This window comes from Flavobacteriaceae bacterium, from assembly GCA_003443635.1.
Taxonomy (GTDB): Bacteria; Bacteroidota; Bacteroidia; order Flavobacteriales; family Flavobacteriaceae; genus AU392.
The window spans coordinates 3,047,826-3,064,561 of the sequence record CP031964.1 but is presented as its reverse complement, the minus strand read 5'-3'; the positions used below and the strand labels follow the sequence as shown (position 1 = coordinate 3,064,561).

The 16,736-nt window shown below is 35.9% G+C and carries 8 protein-coding genes, 2 tRNA genes and 3 rRNA genes; 12 read left to right on the top strand and 1 reads right to left on the bottom strand.

Going from position 1 to position 16,736, the window contains the following annotated elements:
• Positions 1-11: 11 nt before the first annotated feature.
• The gene (locus D1817_14080; protein ID AXT20954.1) at positions 12-611 is read right to left on the bottom strand and encodes a ribonuclease HII; all 600 of its coding nucleotides are present in this window, start codon (positions 609-611) and stop codon (positions 12-14) included.
• Between the two features lie 157 nt (positions 612-768).
• Here D1817_14080 and D1817_14075 point away from each other — a divergent pair, with 157 nt between their 5' ends.
• From D1817_14075 to D1817_14020, 12 genes are all read left to right on the top strand, one after another.
• Complete coding sequence (locus D1817_14075) at positions 769-3,753, top strand: SusC/RagA family TonB-linked outer membrane protein (GenBank protein AXT20953.1); 2,985 nt, start codon at positions 769-771, stop codon at positions 3,751-3,753.
• A gap of 27 nt (positions 3,754-3,780) precedes the next feature.
• Positions 3,781-5,235, top strand: a complete 1,455-nt coding sequence (locus D1817_14070; protein AXT20952.1) for a RagB/SusD family nutrient uptake outer membrane protein — start codon at positions 3,781-3,783, stop codon at positions 5,233-5,235.
• Positions 5,236-5,258: 23 nt separating this feature from the next.
• On the top strand, positions 5,259-6,101 hold the full coding sequence (locus D1817_14065) for a hypothetical protein (protein AXT20951.1): 843 nt from the start codon (positions 5,259-5,261) through the stop codon (positions 6,099-6,101).
• 134 nt (positions 6,102-6,235) lie between these two features.
• A complete protein-coding gene (locus tag D1817_14060) occupies positions 6,236-8,125 on the top strand; it encodes a hypothetical protein (protein ID AXT20950.1) in 1,890 nt (629 codons plus the stop codon).
• A 410-nt stretch (positions 8,126-8,535) separates the two neighbouring features.
• Positions 8,536-10,059: ribosomal RNA gene (locus D1817_14055) — 16S ribosomal RNA — on the top strand.
• A gap of 88 nt (positions 10,060-10,147) precedes the next feature.
• Positions 10,148-10,224: transfer RNA gene (locus D1817_14050), tRNA-Ile, on the top strand.
• Positions 10,225-10,305: 81 nt separating this feature from the next.
• A tRNA-Ala gene (locus tag D1817_14045) sits at positions 10,306-10,382 on the top strand.
• 165 nt (positions 10,383-10,547) lie between these two features.
• Positions 10,548-13,374, top strand: a 23S ribosomal RNA gene (locus D1817_14040).
• 99 nt (positions 13,375-13,473) lie between these two features.
• Positions 13,474-13,580: ribosomal RNA gene (gene rrf / locus D1817_14035) — 5S ribosomal RNA — on the top strand.
• The 16S, 23S and 5S rRNA genes sit together here with 2 tRNA genes alongside, the layout of an rRNA operon.
• A gap of 173 nt (positions 13,581-13,753) precedes the next feature.
• Positions 13,754-15,121, top strand: a complete 1,368-nt coding sequence (locus tag D1817_14030) for a gfo/Idh/MocA family oxidoreductase (protein ID AXT20949.1) — start codon at positions 13,754-13,756, stop codon at positions 15,119-15,121.
• 28 nt (positions 15,122-15,149) lie between these two features.
• Positions 15,150-16,226 carry a galactokinase gene (locus D1817_14025; GenBank protein AXT20948.1) on the top strand — a complete coding sequence of 359 codons (1,077 nt, stop codon included), beginning with the start codon at positions 15,150-15,152 and terminating at the stop codon, positions 16,224-16,226.
• 55 nt (positions 16,227-16,281) lie between these two features.
• A complete protein-coding gene (locus tag D1817_14020) occupies positions 16,282-16,710 on the top strand; it encodes a hypothetical protein (GenBank protein ID AXT20947.1) in 429 nt (142 codons plus the stop codon).
• The last annotated feature ends 26 nt before the right edge of the window (positions 16,711-16,736 follow it).

The following is a 16,736-nucleotide window of genomic DNA, read 5'->3' as shown; positions in this document are numbered from 1 at the left end:
CAAAGATATATTTATAATTCTAAAGACAGTTGTTCTGGAAGTAGTTTAAAAGATTTGCGATGATATTTAGTAACCCCATACTTTTTAATAGCTTCTCTATGTTCTACAGTTGGGTACCCTTTATTTTGTTTCCAATTGTACATCGGGAATTCATTGTGTAGTTCATTCATATAAGTATCGCGATAAGTTTTAGCCAAAACAGAAGCTGCAGCTATATTTAAATATTTTCCATCCCCTTTTATAATGGTTTGATGAAGTATATTTTTATAGGGCTTAAATTTATTGCCATCAACGCTAATAAAATTTGGAGAAATATCTAAACCTTCTATTGCTTTATGCATAGCCAGAATAGATGCATTCAATATATTAATAACATCAATTTCTTTTTCAAAAATATGAGATACACAGTAAGTTACTGCTTCATTTTCAATTATAGATCGCAAAAAATTACGTTTATTGTGAGTAAGTCGTTTTGAGTCATTTAATACATCACTTGTAAAACCTATAGGTAAGATTACAGCTGCCGCAGTAACTGGACCAGCTAAGCACCCTCTTCCAGCTTCATCAGTCCCACATTCTAATTTATAATGAGAATATTTTAATTTAAGCATAAGTAAGTTTTTTCTTTCACATTATTTATGTTCTTTAACGTTATTTTAATCCGTTCGTACATAAAACGGCACTTTAACGTATTTTTTTTAGTTAATATTTTGCTAATTTAATTTATTATTAAGATGTTTGTGACAGACTAATTCAAATAATTATTTTATGAAATTAAAATTATCTTGGTTGTTGACGCTTTTTATGGCGTTGATGATCCAATTCTCTTTCGCACAAGAGAAGACAATTACTGGAACAGTAACATCTTCAGAAGATGGGTTACCTGTGCCAGGAGCTAGTGTTATTATTGAAGGAACAACAAGAGGTGTTCAAACAGATTTTGATGGTAAATATTCGCTTAGAGCTAATGCAGGAGAAACAATAGTATTTTCTTATTTAGGAAATAAAACTGTTAGATCTGTAGTAGGAGCTTCTAATGTTATTGATATTGTTATGGAACCAGATGCTGCAGCTTTAGATGAAGTAGTGGTTACAGGATATGCATCTAAATCAATAGCAAAAGTGTCCGGGTCAGTTGCTACAGTGCAATCAAAAGATTTAGAGCAAGTACCTTTAGCATCTTTTGAACAAATACTTCAAGGTAGAGCACCAGGTTTAGAAATTCGTTCAGGAAGTGGACAACCTGGATCTCAAGCTAGAATTCGTATTAGAGGTACAGTATCAATTAATGGTAATAATCAACCTTTAGTAGTACTTGATGGAATTCCAATTGATAACTTTGACCTTTCTAGTCTTAACGCAAATGACTTTGATAGCGTTTCTGTTTTAAAAGATGCTCAAGCATCATCATTATATGGATCTAGAGCTGCTGCGGGAGTTATTGTAATTACAAGTAAAAGAGGTAAAGAAGGAAAAGCACGTTTTACATATAGATCTCAAGTAGGTTTTTCTGAAGCTCCTGATCAAAATTTTGAGGTGTTAAATGCAGCACAATTTTTAGGATTAAACAGAACAATAGGAGGTAATAACTTAACAGATGAAGAAATAGCAACTCAAGCTGCTGCTTTTGCAGAGAATCCTGGTGATTTAAGAGATGCTGCTTTTAGAACTGCTAATTCTCAAACTCATGAGTTAAGTGCTAGTGGTGGAAGTGAAAATATTAACTTTTTCACATCTTTAAACTACTTTGATCAAGAAGGTATTCTTGATAATACAGATTTACAAAGACTTTCATCTCGTTTAAATTTAGATGTTAAAGCAACAGATAAACTTAAATTTGGTATTAATACATTATTGACGTTTACAAGAACAAATACTTCATTAGTAGAAGGGGCGGTTAACTTAAATAACCCAATCTTAATTCCATTTTTAGGAAATCCAACAGTACCATTAACAAATCCTGATGGAACTTTAAATACAGGAGGTGCGCTTGCGAATGTTGCTCCAAGGTCACTTGAAGCACAAAGAACATCAATAGAAGAGAATGAAGGGTTTAGACTTAATATTTCAGGAACTGCAGAATATGCATTTACTGATAATATATCTCTTATAGAGCGTATAGGAGTTGATTTTATTGACAACTTTTTTGTACGTTCAGTAGACCCTACATCACAAGTTGGTTTGGTTCAGGCAATTGGAGGCGCTGGATCACAATTTGAAAGTAGTGATAGAGATGTAAGATTTACAAACACGACACAATTAAGATATCAAAATACATTTGCAGAAAAACATAGTCTATCTGTTTCTGGTTTTGTGGAATTTACAAACAGAAATTTTAGATCTAGTAATTTTACAGGATTTGGTATAGAACCAACTTTATTTGGATTTGCAGGTTCAGTTACACCAGGAACAAATGTTGGTGGCGCTAACGGAAATGGAAATGGATTAATTCCAACAGTTGGTGGGGCAGTTGCTCAAAATGCATTATTCTCATTATTTGCATCTGCTAGTTATGATTATGATAACAAATATGGTGTTGATGTTTCTGTAAGAAGAGATGAATCATCAAGATTATTGCAAGGTAACAATGATGCAGTATTTTACTCTGTTGCTGGTAGATGGAATCTTGACCAAGAGAAATGGTTACAAGATGTAAGTTGGATTAGTTCTTTAAAATTAAGAGCTAATTATGGAACAACAGGTAATGATACATCTTCAGGTCAATTTGCGTTCATAAATCAATTAGGATTAACTAATTTTGAAGGGAATCGCGTATTATTCCAAGGAGGGATTGCAAATCCAGCGATAGATTTTGAATTTACAGAACAAGTTAATTTAGGACTTGATTTTGGATTCTTTAATAATAGAATTACTGGTAGTGCAGAAATATATCAGAGAGATACATCAGATCTAATTATACCTTTTACTTTAGCAGCTGCTTTTGGTGATGGTGCTGTAAATGTAAATACAGGAGAGTTAACTAATAAAGGTTTTGAAGGTTCATTCTCTGTGGATGTAGTAAGAAATAACGATGTTACGTTAAACATTTTTGCTAATGCTGCGTATAATGATAATGAAGTTACAGATTTAGGTCAGGTAAATGAGTTTGAGCAAGGAACTAGTATTATTAGAGTTGGAGAACGTTTAGGATCTCAATTTGTAGTTGAATTTGCTGGAGTTAATCCAAGTAATGGTGAACCATTATATAGAGATATAAATGGTAATATTACAAATGTATTTAATGATGGAGCAGATTCTAGAACTGGATTTGGTAGTTCAGAACCAAGATGGACTGGAGGATTTGGATTTAATTTTAACTGGAAAGGATTAGAAATATCAAGTTTATTTAATTATATAGCTGGAGGTTTCTCAAGATTCAATAATGTATCGTTCTTTACAGAAAACTTTAATTTCTTCCCAGCATTAAATCAAGATGTTAGAGTTTTAGATGTATTCCAAAACCCTGGTGACATTACAGATATTGCAGCTCCAAATTTCCAGAGACAATTCTCATCTCAAGATATTGAAGATGCAGCATTCTTAAGGTTAAGAAATGTTACTGTAGCTTATAATATTCCTGATACGTTTTTGGGTAATTCAGGTATAAGTGGTGCAAGAATATATGTAAGAGGAATCAACTTAGCTACTTTCACAAGATTTAGAGGACTTGATCCTGAAGATGGTAATAACATCGCACAGTTTGAGTTCCCTAACCCTGTACAATTCACAGCAGGTGTAGAATTTAACTTTTAATAATAAATAAACTTAGATATATAAGTTATGAAAAAACATTTTTATAGAATAACACAAATCTTATTGATTGCCCTTATGTTTTCTTGTGAGGGATCAATAGACATAGACCCAGACTTCCTTATACCAGAGGAGTCATTAACAACGGTAGCAGACATAGAGCGTACATTATTAGGAGCTTATGATAGTCAAGGTCAGCAAGTTAATGTAATAACTTTTAATGCGTATCACTCTGATGAAGTAAGAATTGGAGGAGGAAATAGAGGACAAGGTTTACAAACACATTCATTTCAAATTGTCCCAGGAGCTGGAATAGCAAATGGACTTTATTTTGGATATTATAATGTAATTGACCAAGCAAACAGAGTTATTGAAAGATTAGATACTTTTGAAATAGATGATCAGGCATTAGCGGACCAAGTAAGAGGAGAAGCATTGGTAATGAGAGCATACAATTATTTCGAATTATTAAGAGCTTTTGCACCTTCTTTCGATGCAAACTCACCAGCAGTTCCTTTAATTACTCAAGTATTAAGGTTTCCAGAAGCAGGAACAAGCTTTCCGAGAAATAATGTAGGAGAAGTTATCGCACAAATAGATCAAGATCTTGCAGCTGCAAGACTTTTAATCCCAGCTAACTCTGGTGTTGCTAATACACGTTTTACATTAACCAGTTTAGACGCTTTAGAAGCTAGAATAGGATTGTATTTGAATACTCCAACTAGATTAGCTACTTCTAGAGATTTAGCAACAAATGTAATTGCTGCAACACCGTTAGTAAATGCAGCAAATTATCTTACTCAATTTAGAGATAATTTTTCTGCTGATCCATCAGAATATATTTTTGTAGTTGATAGAGATAATGGAGACGGAAGAGTTGGACAAGTATTTAATGATAATAATGGTCAAGTAGGATTTTCAATGTCGTTAGGACTTCTTGGTCAATTTGCTCCAACAGACGCTAGAAATGATGTTTTAATTGATTTAGAAACGGAAATAACAACTACTCAAACAACTAACTTTGGACCAACTGGAGATGTTGTCGTTGGGAAGTATATTGGAGTTCCAAACTTACCTAGTTTAAATAATATTCCTATTTTTAGATCAAGTGAAATGCTATTAATTAGAGCAGAAGCAAATGCTAGATTAGGTGATTTACCTGCGGCTCAAGCTGATATCGAAGCAATAAGAACCATTAGAAATAGTGGATCTGCAACACCAACGTATGGTGATTTAGATACAGCTTTAACAGATATTCTTTTCGAACGTAGAATAGAATTAGCTTTTGAAGGCCATAGAGCGTACGATTTAAAGCGTTTTGGATTGGGAATAACTAGAACTACTAATGATTTTGCAGGAGTAGGTAGAGCTGCAACAACAGAGTCTTTACCAGCAGGAAGCTTTAGATATACATTACCAATACCAACCGCAGAAATTTTTGCTAATGATGGAATATCTGATGCAGATCAGAATCCTGGATACTAATTTTTTAAAAAAAATAATTTATTATGAAAAAACATAAAATATTAATACTAGCATTAGTAGGTTTAATGGTTAGTATTTACTCATGTGAATCAGATGATAGTGATAGGATATTGTTGGATGTAAATGATCCTGCTAATGCAATTGCACAAGTACAAACTACTAATTTGATATTGATAGACCCTACAGCTGATACAAATAATAATATCACAGTTGGCGTTTCTACTCTTTCTAATGTTGATAGAGCTTTTACTTTGTCAGTAGATCCAACGAGTACTTTAGATGCTTCATTTTATAACATACCATCTCTAACAGGTGTAGTTCCAGCTGGAGAGTTTGAAGGAAGTATTACTCTAACTACTTTTGCTACAACTACTTTTCCTAATGCCGGAAGCTCAGTAACATTTACGTTAGATTCGTTTGAAGGAGCTGCATTGCTTCCAAGTAGTACACTTACAGTTGATGTTGGTTTTCAAGTTCAATGCCCAAGTGTTGATTTAGCAAATGTTACAGGTACAGGTACTTATACATTAAATGTATTGGCAGCTGCCTTTGGAGCTCCTACAACTGGTGATCCAGTAGATGTTCTTGCTGGACCTGGAGAAAATCAACTTACTATTGTTGGAGGTGTAAATGTTGCAGGACGTGCTTCTGAAGATGTAATTATAAATGTAGACCCAGATTCAGGAGCAGTGAGTTATGGTGGTCCAGCTGATGCTGTACTAGTAATTTTTAATGGAGGACCAGTTAATCATTCAAGCGTAACAGGTTTAGCATTAACATGTATAAATACAATAGATATTGTACTAAATAATACATTTTTTGCAGCACCATTTAATTCAAATGCAATGACTATTGTATTCCCATAAATAATATTAGAAATATAAATTATATTATAATATTAATATAAAAACGCTGCTCAATGAGCAGCGTTTTTTGTTTAACAATTAATAGTAATTTTTTTCGTTCAAAAAACATACTTTTGTTATCAAATAAATTTTGAATGAAATATTACTGGTTGTTATTTTTGATTACTTTTTACTGCCCAATGAGTTTATTAGCTCAAGAAGAAGATGAAGTAGGTGTAGAAGTAAAACAACAAAAAGCAAAAAATGAAGATTATAAAATTATTTCTCATATTAACGATACAACATTTGTAGATACTACTCTTAGTATTTATAAAGAATATAAATTCAATTATTTAAGAAAAGATAATTTTGATTTAATAGAATTTTCAAACATAGGGCAAGCATATAATTCTCTTAGTCATAATTTTTATAGTAATAATTTACGACCTCTTTTTGGAGCTCGAGGACGACATTTTAATTATATAGAAATAGAAGATATTAACTATTATAATGTAGCCACACCTCTAACAGAATTAATGTTTAAAACTGCTTTTGAGCAAGGACAGTTACTCGATTCTTTTTTTACAGTAAATACATCTCCTAATTTAAATTTCTCAATAGCATTTAAAGGTTTACGATCTTTAGGGAAATATCAAAATATAAGAACCAGTACACGTAATTTTAGATTTACAACCAATTATAAAACTAGTAACGATAAATATTATGCACGTATACATATAACATCTCAAGGGTTGTCTAGTCAAGAAAATGGTGGTTTAAGGGATGAGGATATCCCTAATTTTGAATCAGGAGTTGAAGAGTTTTTAGATAGATCTGTTTTTAGCCCTAGATTTGAAGATGCTGAAAATGATTTAGAAGGAACTCGAATTCATTTTGAACACTTTTATAAGCTACAAGATTCTTTAAATAATAACAGATTGAGTATCGGTAATATAATTTCTTTTGAAGAAAAATCATATGAGTTTGATCAAACATCACAAAACGATTTTTTTGGAGATGCATTTATCAACTCAAATCTTAGTGACAGAGTTACTAATGAAGATTTTTATGCAGAAGCAAATGTTAATTATTCTAATACTACACTAGGAGATTTAAAATTTAATTTAGGATATGCTACATTTAATTATGGGTATGATGCTTTAGTAAATATAAATGGTAGTAGTATTACTAATCGTTTAGAGGGAAATGTAACATCTGTTGGAGGCGCATATAAAAACAAAATAGGAGGCTTTTTGCTTGATGGTAAATTTGGAATTAATGTGGCAGGAGATTTAGATGGAAATTTCCTGAATGCAAATGCAGGATATAATTTAAACGAAGATACATCAGTATCAGCTGGAATTAATATTAATTCTAATAGTGCCAATTATAACCTATTGCTTTATCAAAGTGATTATATAAACTACAATTGGCAAAACAATTTTGATAATGTCGAAACAAAACAGTTTGCATTTAACCTTAATTCTAATAAACTTGTCAATTTAGAATTAGATTATACTACAATTAATAATTATGCTTATTTTGAAAGACAAGGAGCAAATAATTTAGTTAGCCCAAGTCAAACTAACGAAACCATTAACTATTTTAGAGTAAAACTTGCTAGAGAGTTTAAATACAAAAAATTTGCTCTAAATAATACAGTGCGTTATCAAAATGTATTAGATGGAGAAGGAATATTAAATGTGCCAGATTTTAATGTTCGTAGTACTTTGTATTTTACAGATAAATTATTTAAAAAAGCGTTGTTTATACAAACGGGAATCACATTAAACTATTTTACTAAATATAATGCAGATGCTTACGACCCACTTTTGGCAGAATTTTATACGCAAAATGATGTTGAAATAGGAGATTTTCCAAGATTGGATTTCTTTATTAATATGAAAGTTCGTCAAACACGCATCTTCTTAAAAGCAGAACATTTTAATTCTTCTTTCACAGGATTTAATTTTTTCTCAGCCCCAAACCAGCCCTACAGGGATTTTGTGATTAGGTTTGGCTTGGTATGGAATTTCTTTTTGTAATTTATTGGAGGTGCAAAATGCTGTTACTAAGGTGTTTTGGTTGGGATAAAAAAATAGATTAAAAAATAGTTTAAAAAAGGTTAGGAAGTTAATTAAAGGGTTTTATATTTGCAGCCGCTTAACGAGGAAACGAGGGAGGTGAAAAGTTCATTAAAAGGGTTATAAAAAATAAAATCAAATTTTCTTTAAAAAGTTTTGTGAGAATAAAAAAGGGTTTTATATTTGCACCCGCTTAGCAAGGAAACGAGCTAAAAGTAAGAAATAAAAAAGTTCATTAAACATATTGATTGACAGCGTAAGAATGGTATTGGAAACGATACAATTCATTACAGAGAATAAACCATTTTGAGTACAATTGAAATAATTTCTTTTAGTTGTTAAAGAGACAAGCAGAGATGCTTAAAAATTTAACGATGAAGAGTTTGATCCTGGCTCAGGATGAACGCTAGCGGCAGGCTTAACACATGCAAGTCGAGGGGTAACAGAGATAGCTTGCTATTTGCTGACGACCGGCGCACGGGTGCGTAACGCGTATACAATCTACCTTTTGCTGAAGGATAGCCCAGAGAAATTTGGATTAATACTTCATAGTATGTTAGTATGGCCTCATACAAACATTAAAGGTTACGGCAAAAGATGAGTATGCGTTCTATTAGCTAGATGGTATGGTAACGGCATACCATGGCGACGATAGATAGGGGCCCTGAGAGGGGGATCCCCCACACTGGTACTGAGACACGGACCAGACTCCTACGGGAGGCAGCAGTGAGGAATATTGGGCAATGGAGGCAACTCTGACCCAGCCATGCCGCGTGCAGGAAGACTGCCCTATGGGTTGTAAACTGCTTTTATACAGGAAGAAACACCTCTACGTGTAGAGGCTTGACGGTACTGTAAGAATAAGGATCGGCTAACTCCGTGCCAGCAGCCGCGGTAATACGGAGGATCCAAGCGTTATCCGGAATCATTGGGTTTAAAGGGTCCGTAGGTGGATAATTAAGTCAGAGGTGAAATCCTGCAGCTCAACTGTAGAATTGCCTTTGATACTGGTTATCTTGAGTTATTATGAAGTAGTTAGAATATGTAGTGTAGCGGTGAAATGCATAGATATTACATAGAATACCAATTGCGAAGGCAGATTACTAATAATATACTGACACTGATGGACGAAAGCGTGGGTAGCGAACAGGATTAGATACCCTGGTAGTCCACGCCGTAAACGATGGTCACTAGCTGTTTGGACTTCGGTCTGAGTGGCTAAGCGAAAGTGATAAGTGACCCACCTGGGGAGTACGTTCGCAAGAATGAAACTCAAAGGAATTGACGGGGGCCCGCACAAGCGGTGGAGCATGTGGTTTAATTCGATGATACGCGAGGAACCTTACCAGGGCTTAAATGTAAGTTGCATAGAGTAGAGATATTCTTTTCTTCGGACTACTTACAAGGTGCTGCATGGTTGTCGTCAGCTCGTGCCGTGAGGTGTCAGGTTAAGTCCTATAACGAGCGCAACCCCTGTTGTTAGTTGCCAGCGAGTCAAGTCGGGAACTCTAACAAGACTGCCAGTGCAAACTGTGAGGAAGGTGGGGATGACGTCAAATCATCACGGCCCTTACGTCCTGGGCTACACACGTGCTACAATGGTAGGTACAGAGAGCAGCCACTACGCGAGTAGGAGCGAATCTATAAAACCTATCACAGTTCGGATCGGAGTCTGCAACTCGACTCCGTGAAGCTGGAATCGCTAGTAATCGGATATCAGCCATGATCCGGTGAATACGTTCCCGGGCCTTGTACACACCGCCCGTCAAGCCATGGAAGCTGGGAGTGCCTGAAGTCCGTCACCGCAAGGAGCGGCCTAGGGTAAAATCGGTAACTAGGGCTAAGTCGTAACAAGGTAGCCGTACCGGAAGGTGCGGCTGGAACACCTCCTTTCTAGAGAAAGACGACTAAAGGAAATCAAGAGGACAAGAAATTGTTTATTCTCAAAGCTGTTAATTAAAAAAGAACTAAATAAAAAAGTAGAGTCTCATAGCTCAGCTGGTTAGAGCGCTACACTGATAATGTAGAGGTCGGCAGTTCGAGTCTGCCTGAGACTACTAATTTTTTTATTTTAAAAGGAAATTCTAGAAGTTGAAAATTCTAAATTTATAATTCTGAATTCAACATTCGGAATTGATAATGGGGGATTAGCTCAGCTGGCTAGAGCGCCTGCCTTGCACGCAGGAGGTCATCGGTTCGACTCCGATATTCTCCACCAAAGTATCCAACAAGATTGGATAACTGAAAGTTCATTGACATATTGAAAAAAGATACATAAAAATCAAAAATTAAAGATTAGAGATAATCTTTAGAAAAGTAATACTTTATTAACTAAAGTCACGAGCTGAAGTTAATAAAGAGTAACTCATTAAAAAAGCAAAAAGTACAATAAGCTAAATAAGGGCGTATGGGGAATGCCTAGGCTCTCAGAGGCGATGAAGGACGTGATAAGCTGCGATAAGTTGCGGGGATCTGCACACAAGAATTGATCCGCAAATTTCCGAATGGGGCAACCCACTATATTGAAGATATAGTATCCGTAAGGAGGCGAACCCGGAGAACTGAAACATCTAAGTACCCGGAGGAGAAGAAAACAAAAGTGATTCCGTTAGTAGTGGCGAGCGAACGCGGATTAGCCCAAACCATAATTGTTACGGCAATTGTGGGGTTGTAGGACCACGATATTTGATGCGTAATGAATTAGAACACTTTGGAAAAAGTGACCAAAGAGGGTGATAGTCCCGTATAAGTAAAGAGCGTTATTGATAGTGGTATCCTGAGTAGTGCGGGACACGTGTAATCCTGTATGAATTTGGCGGGACCATCCGCTAAGGCTAAATACTCCTGAGAGACCGATAGTGAACTAGTACCGTGAGGGAAAGGTGAAAAGAACCTTGAATAAAGGAGTGAAATAGAACCTGAAACCATACGCTTACAAGCGGTCGGAGCCCTTTGGGGTGACGGCGTGCCTTTTGCATAATGAGCCTACGAGTTACCGTTTCTAGCAAGGTTAAGCACTTCAGGTGCGGATCCGTAGCGAAAGCGAGTCTGAATAGGGCGCTATAGTTAGTGGCGGTAGACGCGAAACCGTGTGATCTACCCATGGGCAGGGTGAAGCTGTGGTAACACATAGTGGAGGCCCGAACCCGTTGACGTTGAAAAGTCTTGGGATGACCTGTGGGTAGGGGTGAAAGGCCAATCAAACTCGGAAATAGCTCGTACTCCCCGAAATGCATTTAGGTGCAGCGTATTATTAGTTTTATAGAGGTAGAGCTACTGATTGGATGCGGGGGCTTCACCGCCTACCAATTCCTGACAAACTCCGAATGCTATAAAATGATGTAATGCAGTGAGGGCATGGGTGCTAAGGTCCATGTCCGAAAGGGAAAGAACCCAGACCATCAGCTAAGGTCCCAAAATATATGCTAAGTTGAATAAACGAGGTTGAACTGCTTAGACAGCTAGGATGTTGGCTTGGAAGCAGCCATTCATTTAAAGAGTGCGTAACAGCTCACTAGTCGAGCGGTTCGGCATGGATAATAATCGGGCATAAGCATATTACCGAAGCTATGGGATATTTAATATCGGTAGGGGAGCATTGTAGTGTCGTCGAAGGAAGAGCGTGAGCTTTTCTGGAGAAGCTACAAAAGAAAATGTAGGCATAAGTAACGATAATGCGGGCGAGAAACCCGCACTCCGAAAGACTAAGGTTTCCTCAGCTATGCTAATCAGCTGAGGGTTAGTCGGGACCTAACGCGAACCCGAAAGGGGTAGTGGATGGACAACAGGTTAATATTCCTGTACCTGCTCACACTAAACGTGACGGAGGCGAGAAGTTAGTGCGTACTGACGGAATAGTACGTTGAAGCAAGTGGTAACACTGCGATAGTACACTGAGACTACGGTCAAGGTGATAATCTAGCAAATCGACTTCCAAGAAAAACAAGTGAAGCAGCCCGTACCCTAAACCGACACAGGTAGTTGGGATGAGAATTCTAAGGAGCTCGAGAGATTCATGGCTAAGGAACTAGGCAAAATCGACCCGTAACTTCGGGAGAAGGGTCGCCCATCTTCGGATGGGCCGCAGTGAAAAGGTCCAGGCGACTGTTTATCAAAAACACAGGGCTATGCTAAATCGAAAGATGACGTATATGGCCTGACACCTGCCCGGTGCTGGAAGGTTAAGTGGTGGGCTTAGCAGCAATGCGAAGGTCTAAAATGAAGCCCCAGTAAACGGCGGCCGTAACTATAACGGTCCTAAGGTAGCGAAATTCCTTGTCGGGTAAGTTCCGACCTGCACGAATGGTGCAACGATCTGGACACTGTCTCAGCCATGAGCTCGGTGAAATTGTAGTATCGGTGAAGATGCCGATTACCCGCTGTGGGACGAAAAGACCCCGTGAACCTTTACTATAGCTTAGTATTGGCTTTGGATAAGTAATGTGTAGGATAGGTGGGAGACTTTGAAGTGGCGTCGCTAGGCGTTGTGGAGTCATTGTTGAAATACCACCCTTTGCTTATCTAGAGTCTAACTTCTTGCGAAGGACAGTGCTTGGTGGGTAGTTTGACTGGGGTGGTCGCCTCCAAAAGAGTAACGGAGGCTTCTAAAGGTTCCCTCAGCACGCTTGGTAACCGTGCGTAGAGTGCAATGGCATAAGGGAGCTTGACTGAGAGACATACAGGTCGATCAGGTACGAAAGTAGAGCATAGTGATCCGGTGGTTCCGTATGGAAGGGCCATCGCTCAAAGGATAAAAGGTACTCCGGGGATAACAGGCTGATCTCCCCCAAGAGCTCACATCGACGGGGGGGTTTGGCACCTCGATGTCGGCTCGTCACATCCTGGGGCTGGAGAAGGTCCCAAGGGTTGGGCTGTTCGCCCATTAAAGTGGCACGCGAGCTGGGTTCAGAACGTCGTGAGACAGTTCGGTCTCTATCTACAGTGGGCGTTAGAAATTTGAGTGGATCTGACTCTAGTACGAGAGGACCGAGTTGGACTAACCTCTGGTGTATCTGTTGTTCCGCCAGGAGCATTGCAGAGTAGCTACGTTGGGAAGGGATAAGCGCTGAAAGCATATAAGCGCGAAACCCACCACAAGATGAGATTTCTTTAAAGGGTCGTGGGAGATTACCACGTTGATAGGCTATAGGTGTAAAGGCAGTAATGTCATAGCCAAGTAGTACTAATAACCCATAGGCTTATTGTACGCCTGTTTTTTTAAAAGTTCAATTACAATGAATTTATGTATATACTTTTTTCAATATGTTAAGATATTAGATCTTGTATTTAATAGATATGAGATAAAGATTTAAGGTGGTTATAGCAATGGGGCTCACCTCTTACCATTCCGAACAGAGAAGTTAAGCCCATTAGCGCCGATGGTACTACATTGTGGAAGAGTAGGTCGCTGCCTTTTTTAGAAACCCTTCATTATTATTTAATGAAGGGTTTTTTGTTTCTATTTATTATACACTTTTCTCAATCTTAAAACTTATTCTAAGAATATTGGGATGGAGAGCTTTAATGTTTCTTTTTTAACTACATATATTTCTATTATATTTAGAACAGATATTAAAAAAGAACCATGCAATGAGCACACAAAAATCCAGACGAAATTTTATTAAAAAAACAGCAATAGTAGGGGCAGGGATTTCTATGATTCCAAGTTTGACATTTGCTAACTCAAGTATTAGTAAAAAAGAAGTATTAAAAGTAGGACTCATAGGTGTAGGATTAAGAGGAACTAACCATCTCAAGAATGTTCTTTTAAGAGATGATGTATTAGTTACAGCAATTTGTGATATTGATGATGTTAGAATAAAAATATCCTTAGACACTATTGAAAAATCAAACGCACCCAAACCGGAAGTATTTGGAAAGAATGAGTATGATTATAGAAACTTATTAGATTTAAAAACTGTGGATGCTGTAATTATATCTACTCCTTGGCTATGGCACACCCGAATGGCAAAAGATGCAATGCTAGCAGGCAAATTTACTGGATTAGAAGTGTCAGCAGCTAATACATTAGAAGAGTGCTGGGATTTAGTAAACACACATGAAGAGACAGGATCGCATTTAATGATCTTAGAGAATGTAAACTATAGAAGAGATGTATTAGCAGTTTTAAATATGGTGAAACAAAATGTATTTGGAGAACTAGTTCATTTTAGATGTGGTTATCAGCATGATTTGAGATTTGTGAAATTAAATGATGGTAAAACAGCATATGGAAAAGGTGTAGAATTTGGTGAGAAAGGTATTTCTGAATCAAAATGGAGAACTCAGCATTCAGTAATAAGAAATGCAGATGTTTATCCAACCCATGGAGTAGGCCCTATAGCTACCATGTGTGATATTAATAGAGGTAATCGTTTTTTATCATTAACTTCTAACGCTTCAAAAAGTATAGGATTACATAATTACATTGTAAAAAATGGAGGTAAAGATCATCCAAATGCAAAAATAAAATTCAAGCAAGGAGATGTTATTACATCAACAATAGAAACTGCTTTAGGAGAAACAATAATAGTTACTCATGATTGTAACTTACCACGACCTTATTCCCTTGGATTTAGAGTTCAAGGAGCTAATGGATTATGGGAAGTTGATGGTAATAGAATGTATATTGAAGGACAATCCGAGCCACATAAATGGGACAAAGCTGATGAATGGTTGGCTAAATATGATCATCCATTATGGAAAAAATATGGAGAACATGCTACAGGAGCAGGGCATGGCGGGATGGATTTTTTTGTAATTAATGCTTTTGTTGAATCTGCTAAACAAAATATAACACCACCATTAGATGTATATGATGCTGCAGCATGGAGTGCGATTACTCCATTATCAGAAATTTCTATAGAAAATAATGGAGAACCTCAGAATTTCCCTGATTTTACAAGGGGGTTATGGGTGAAACGAAAACCTTATAATTGGATTAAGGATACATATTAAACTTAATATCAGATTTTATAATCTATAAATGACTTTAAAAACAACACATATAAAATCTCCAGGAAGGGTTTGTTTATTTGGAGATCACCAAGATTACTTAGGTTTACCAGTAATAGCTTGTGCTATAAATAAATGTATTAACTTAAATGCTATTGAAAACACAACAAATTTTTTTTATATCCAGCTCCCAGATATTAATGAAAAAAGAATTATTAATATACATGAAGAGTTTGATGTTCTTGATTATAGAGATTATTTTGCATCATCTTTAAAAGTGTTGAGGAGATATAATTGTATTCCTGATAAAGGATATAATATTGAAATAAACGGAACTCTACCTATAAACGCTGGATTATCTAGTTCTACTGCATTAACGATTGCATGGATTCGATTTTTGATAGGAGCATTTGGTATTTCTCAAAAAGTAACATCAGTATTAATTTCAAGAATAGCTCATGAAGCTGAAGTAGTAGAACACAATGAACCAGGTGGAATAATGGATCATTATACTATAGGAGTAGGAGGTACTTTATTTATTAACACAAATAAACCTTCTTATGAAAAAATCCAAAATAATATTCGAGGGTTGATCATAGGAGAATCTGGAATAAAAAAAGAAACTATTGGAACATTAGGAGATTTAAAAGATAAAGCTATAAAAGCTATAGAATGTGTGATTCAGGAAAAACCAAATTTTAAAATAGAATTAGCTTCTCTAAATGATTATGAAAAATTGGAAAGCTCTATTCCATTAGAATTAAGACCTTATTTTTTTGCTGCATTAAAAAATCATTCTATAACTTTAAGTGCTTTAAAAGAACTAAAAAAAGAAAAATCCAATTTAGAATATATTGGTGATTTGATGAATGAGCATCATTCTGTTTTAAAAAATATACTTAAAATTACTGTTCCTGTAATTGATAAAATGATTGACAATGCATTACAAGCTGGAGCTTACGGTGCTAAAATAGTTGGCTCAGGAGGAGGAGGTTGTATTGTAGCTATAGCAACAAAAAAGAAACAACAAAATGTGATTGATGCAATTAAACAAAGTGGAAAAGATGCGTATATTGTTAATTTAGATTCGGGAGTAAGGGTAATATAATTGTGAATAATTTGATTGTAAAATAGAATATATTAAACTACTAAAATAAAATATTATGAATCAGCAAAACTTTAAAAATCACTCCAAATGGGTTATAGGATACCATTTTATAACTTTATTAGCAATTCTTGCTTTATTGATAGGATCAATTATTAATCTAGTGAAATCTTCAAATGAAAATAAATATTCAGCTTCTTTAATTGTTCTAATTGCTGTGGTTTTAATATTTGTTTTTTATTTTATGAGAACATTTGCCTTAAAAGCTCAAGATAGAGCAATTAGAGCAGAAGAGAAGCTTAGGTATTATATTTTAACAAATAAACCAATGAATGATAAATTAACAACGAGACAAGTTGTTGGTTTGAGATTTGCATCAGATGAAGAATTCCCTGAATTAGTGGATAAAGCAGTTAACGATAATCTTTCGGAAAAAGAAATTAAGCTAGCAATTAAAGATTGGAAAGCAGATACCTATAGAGCATAAACTTAAAAAGCTGATATATTTTATTA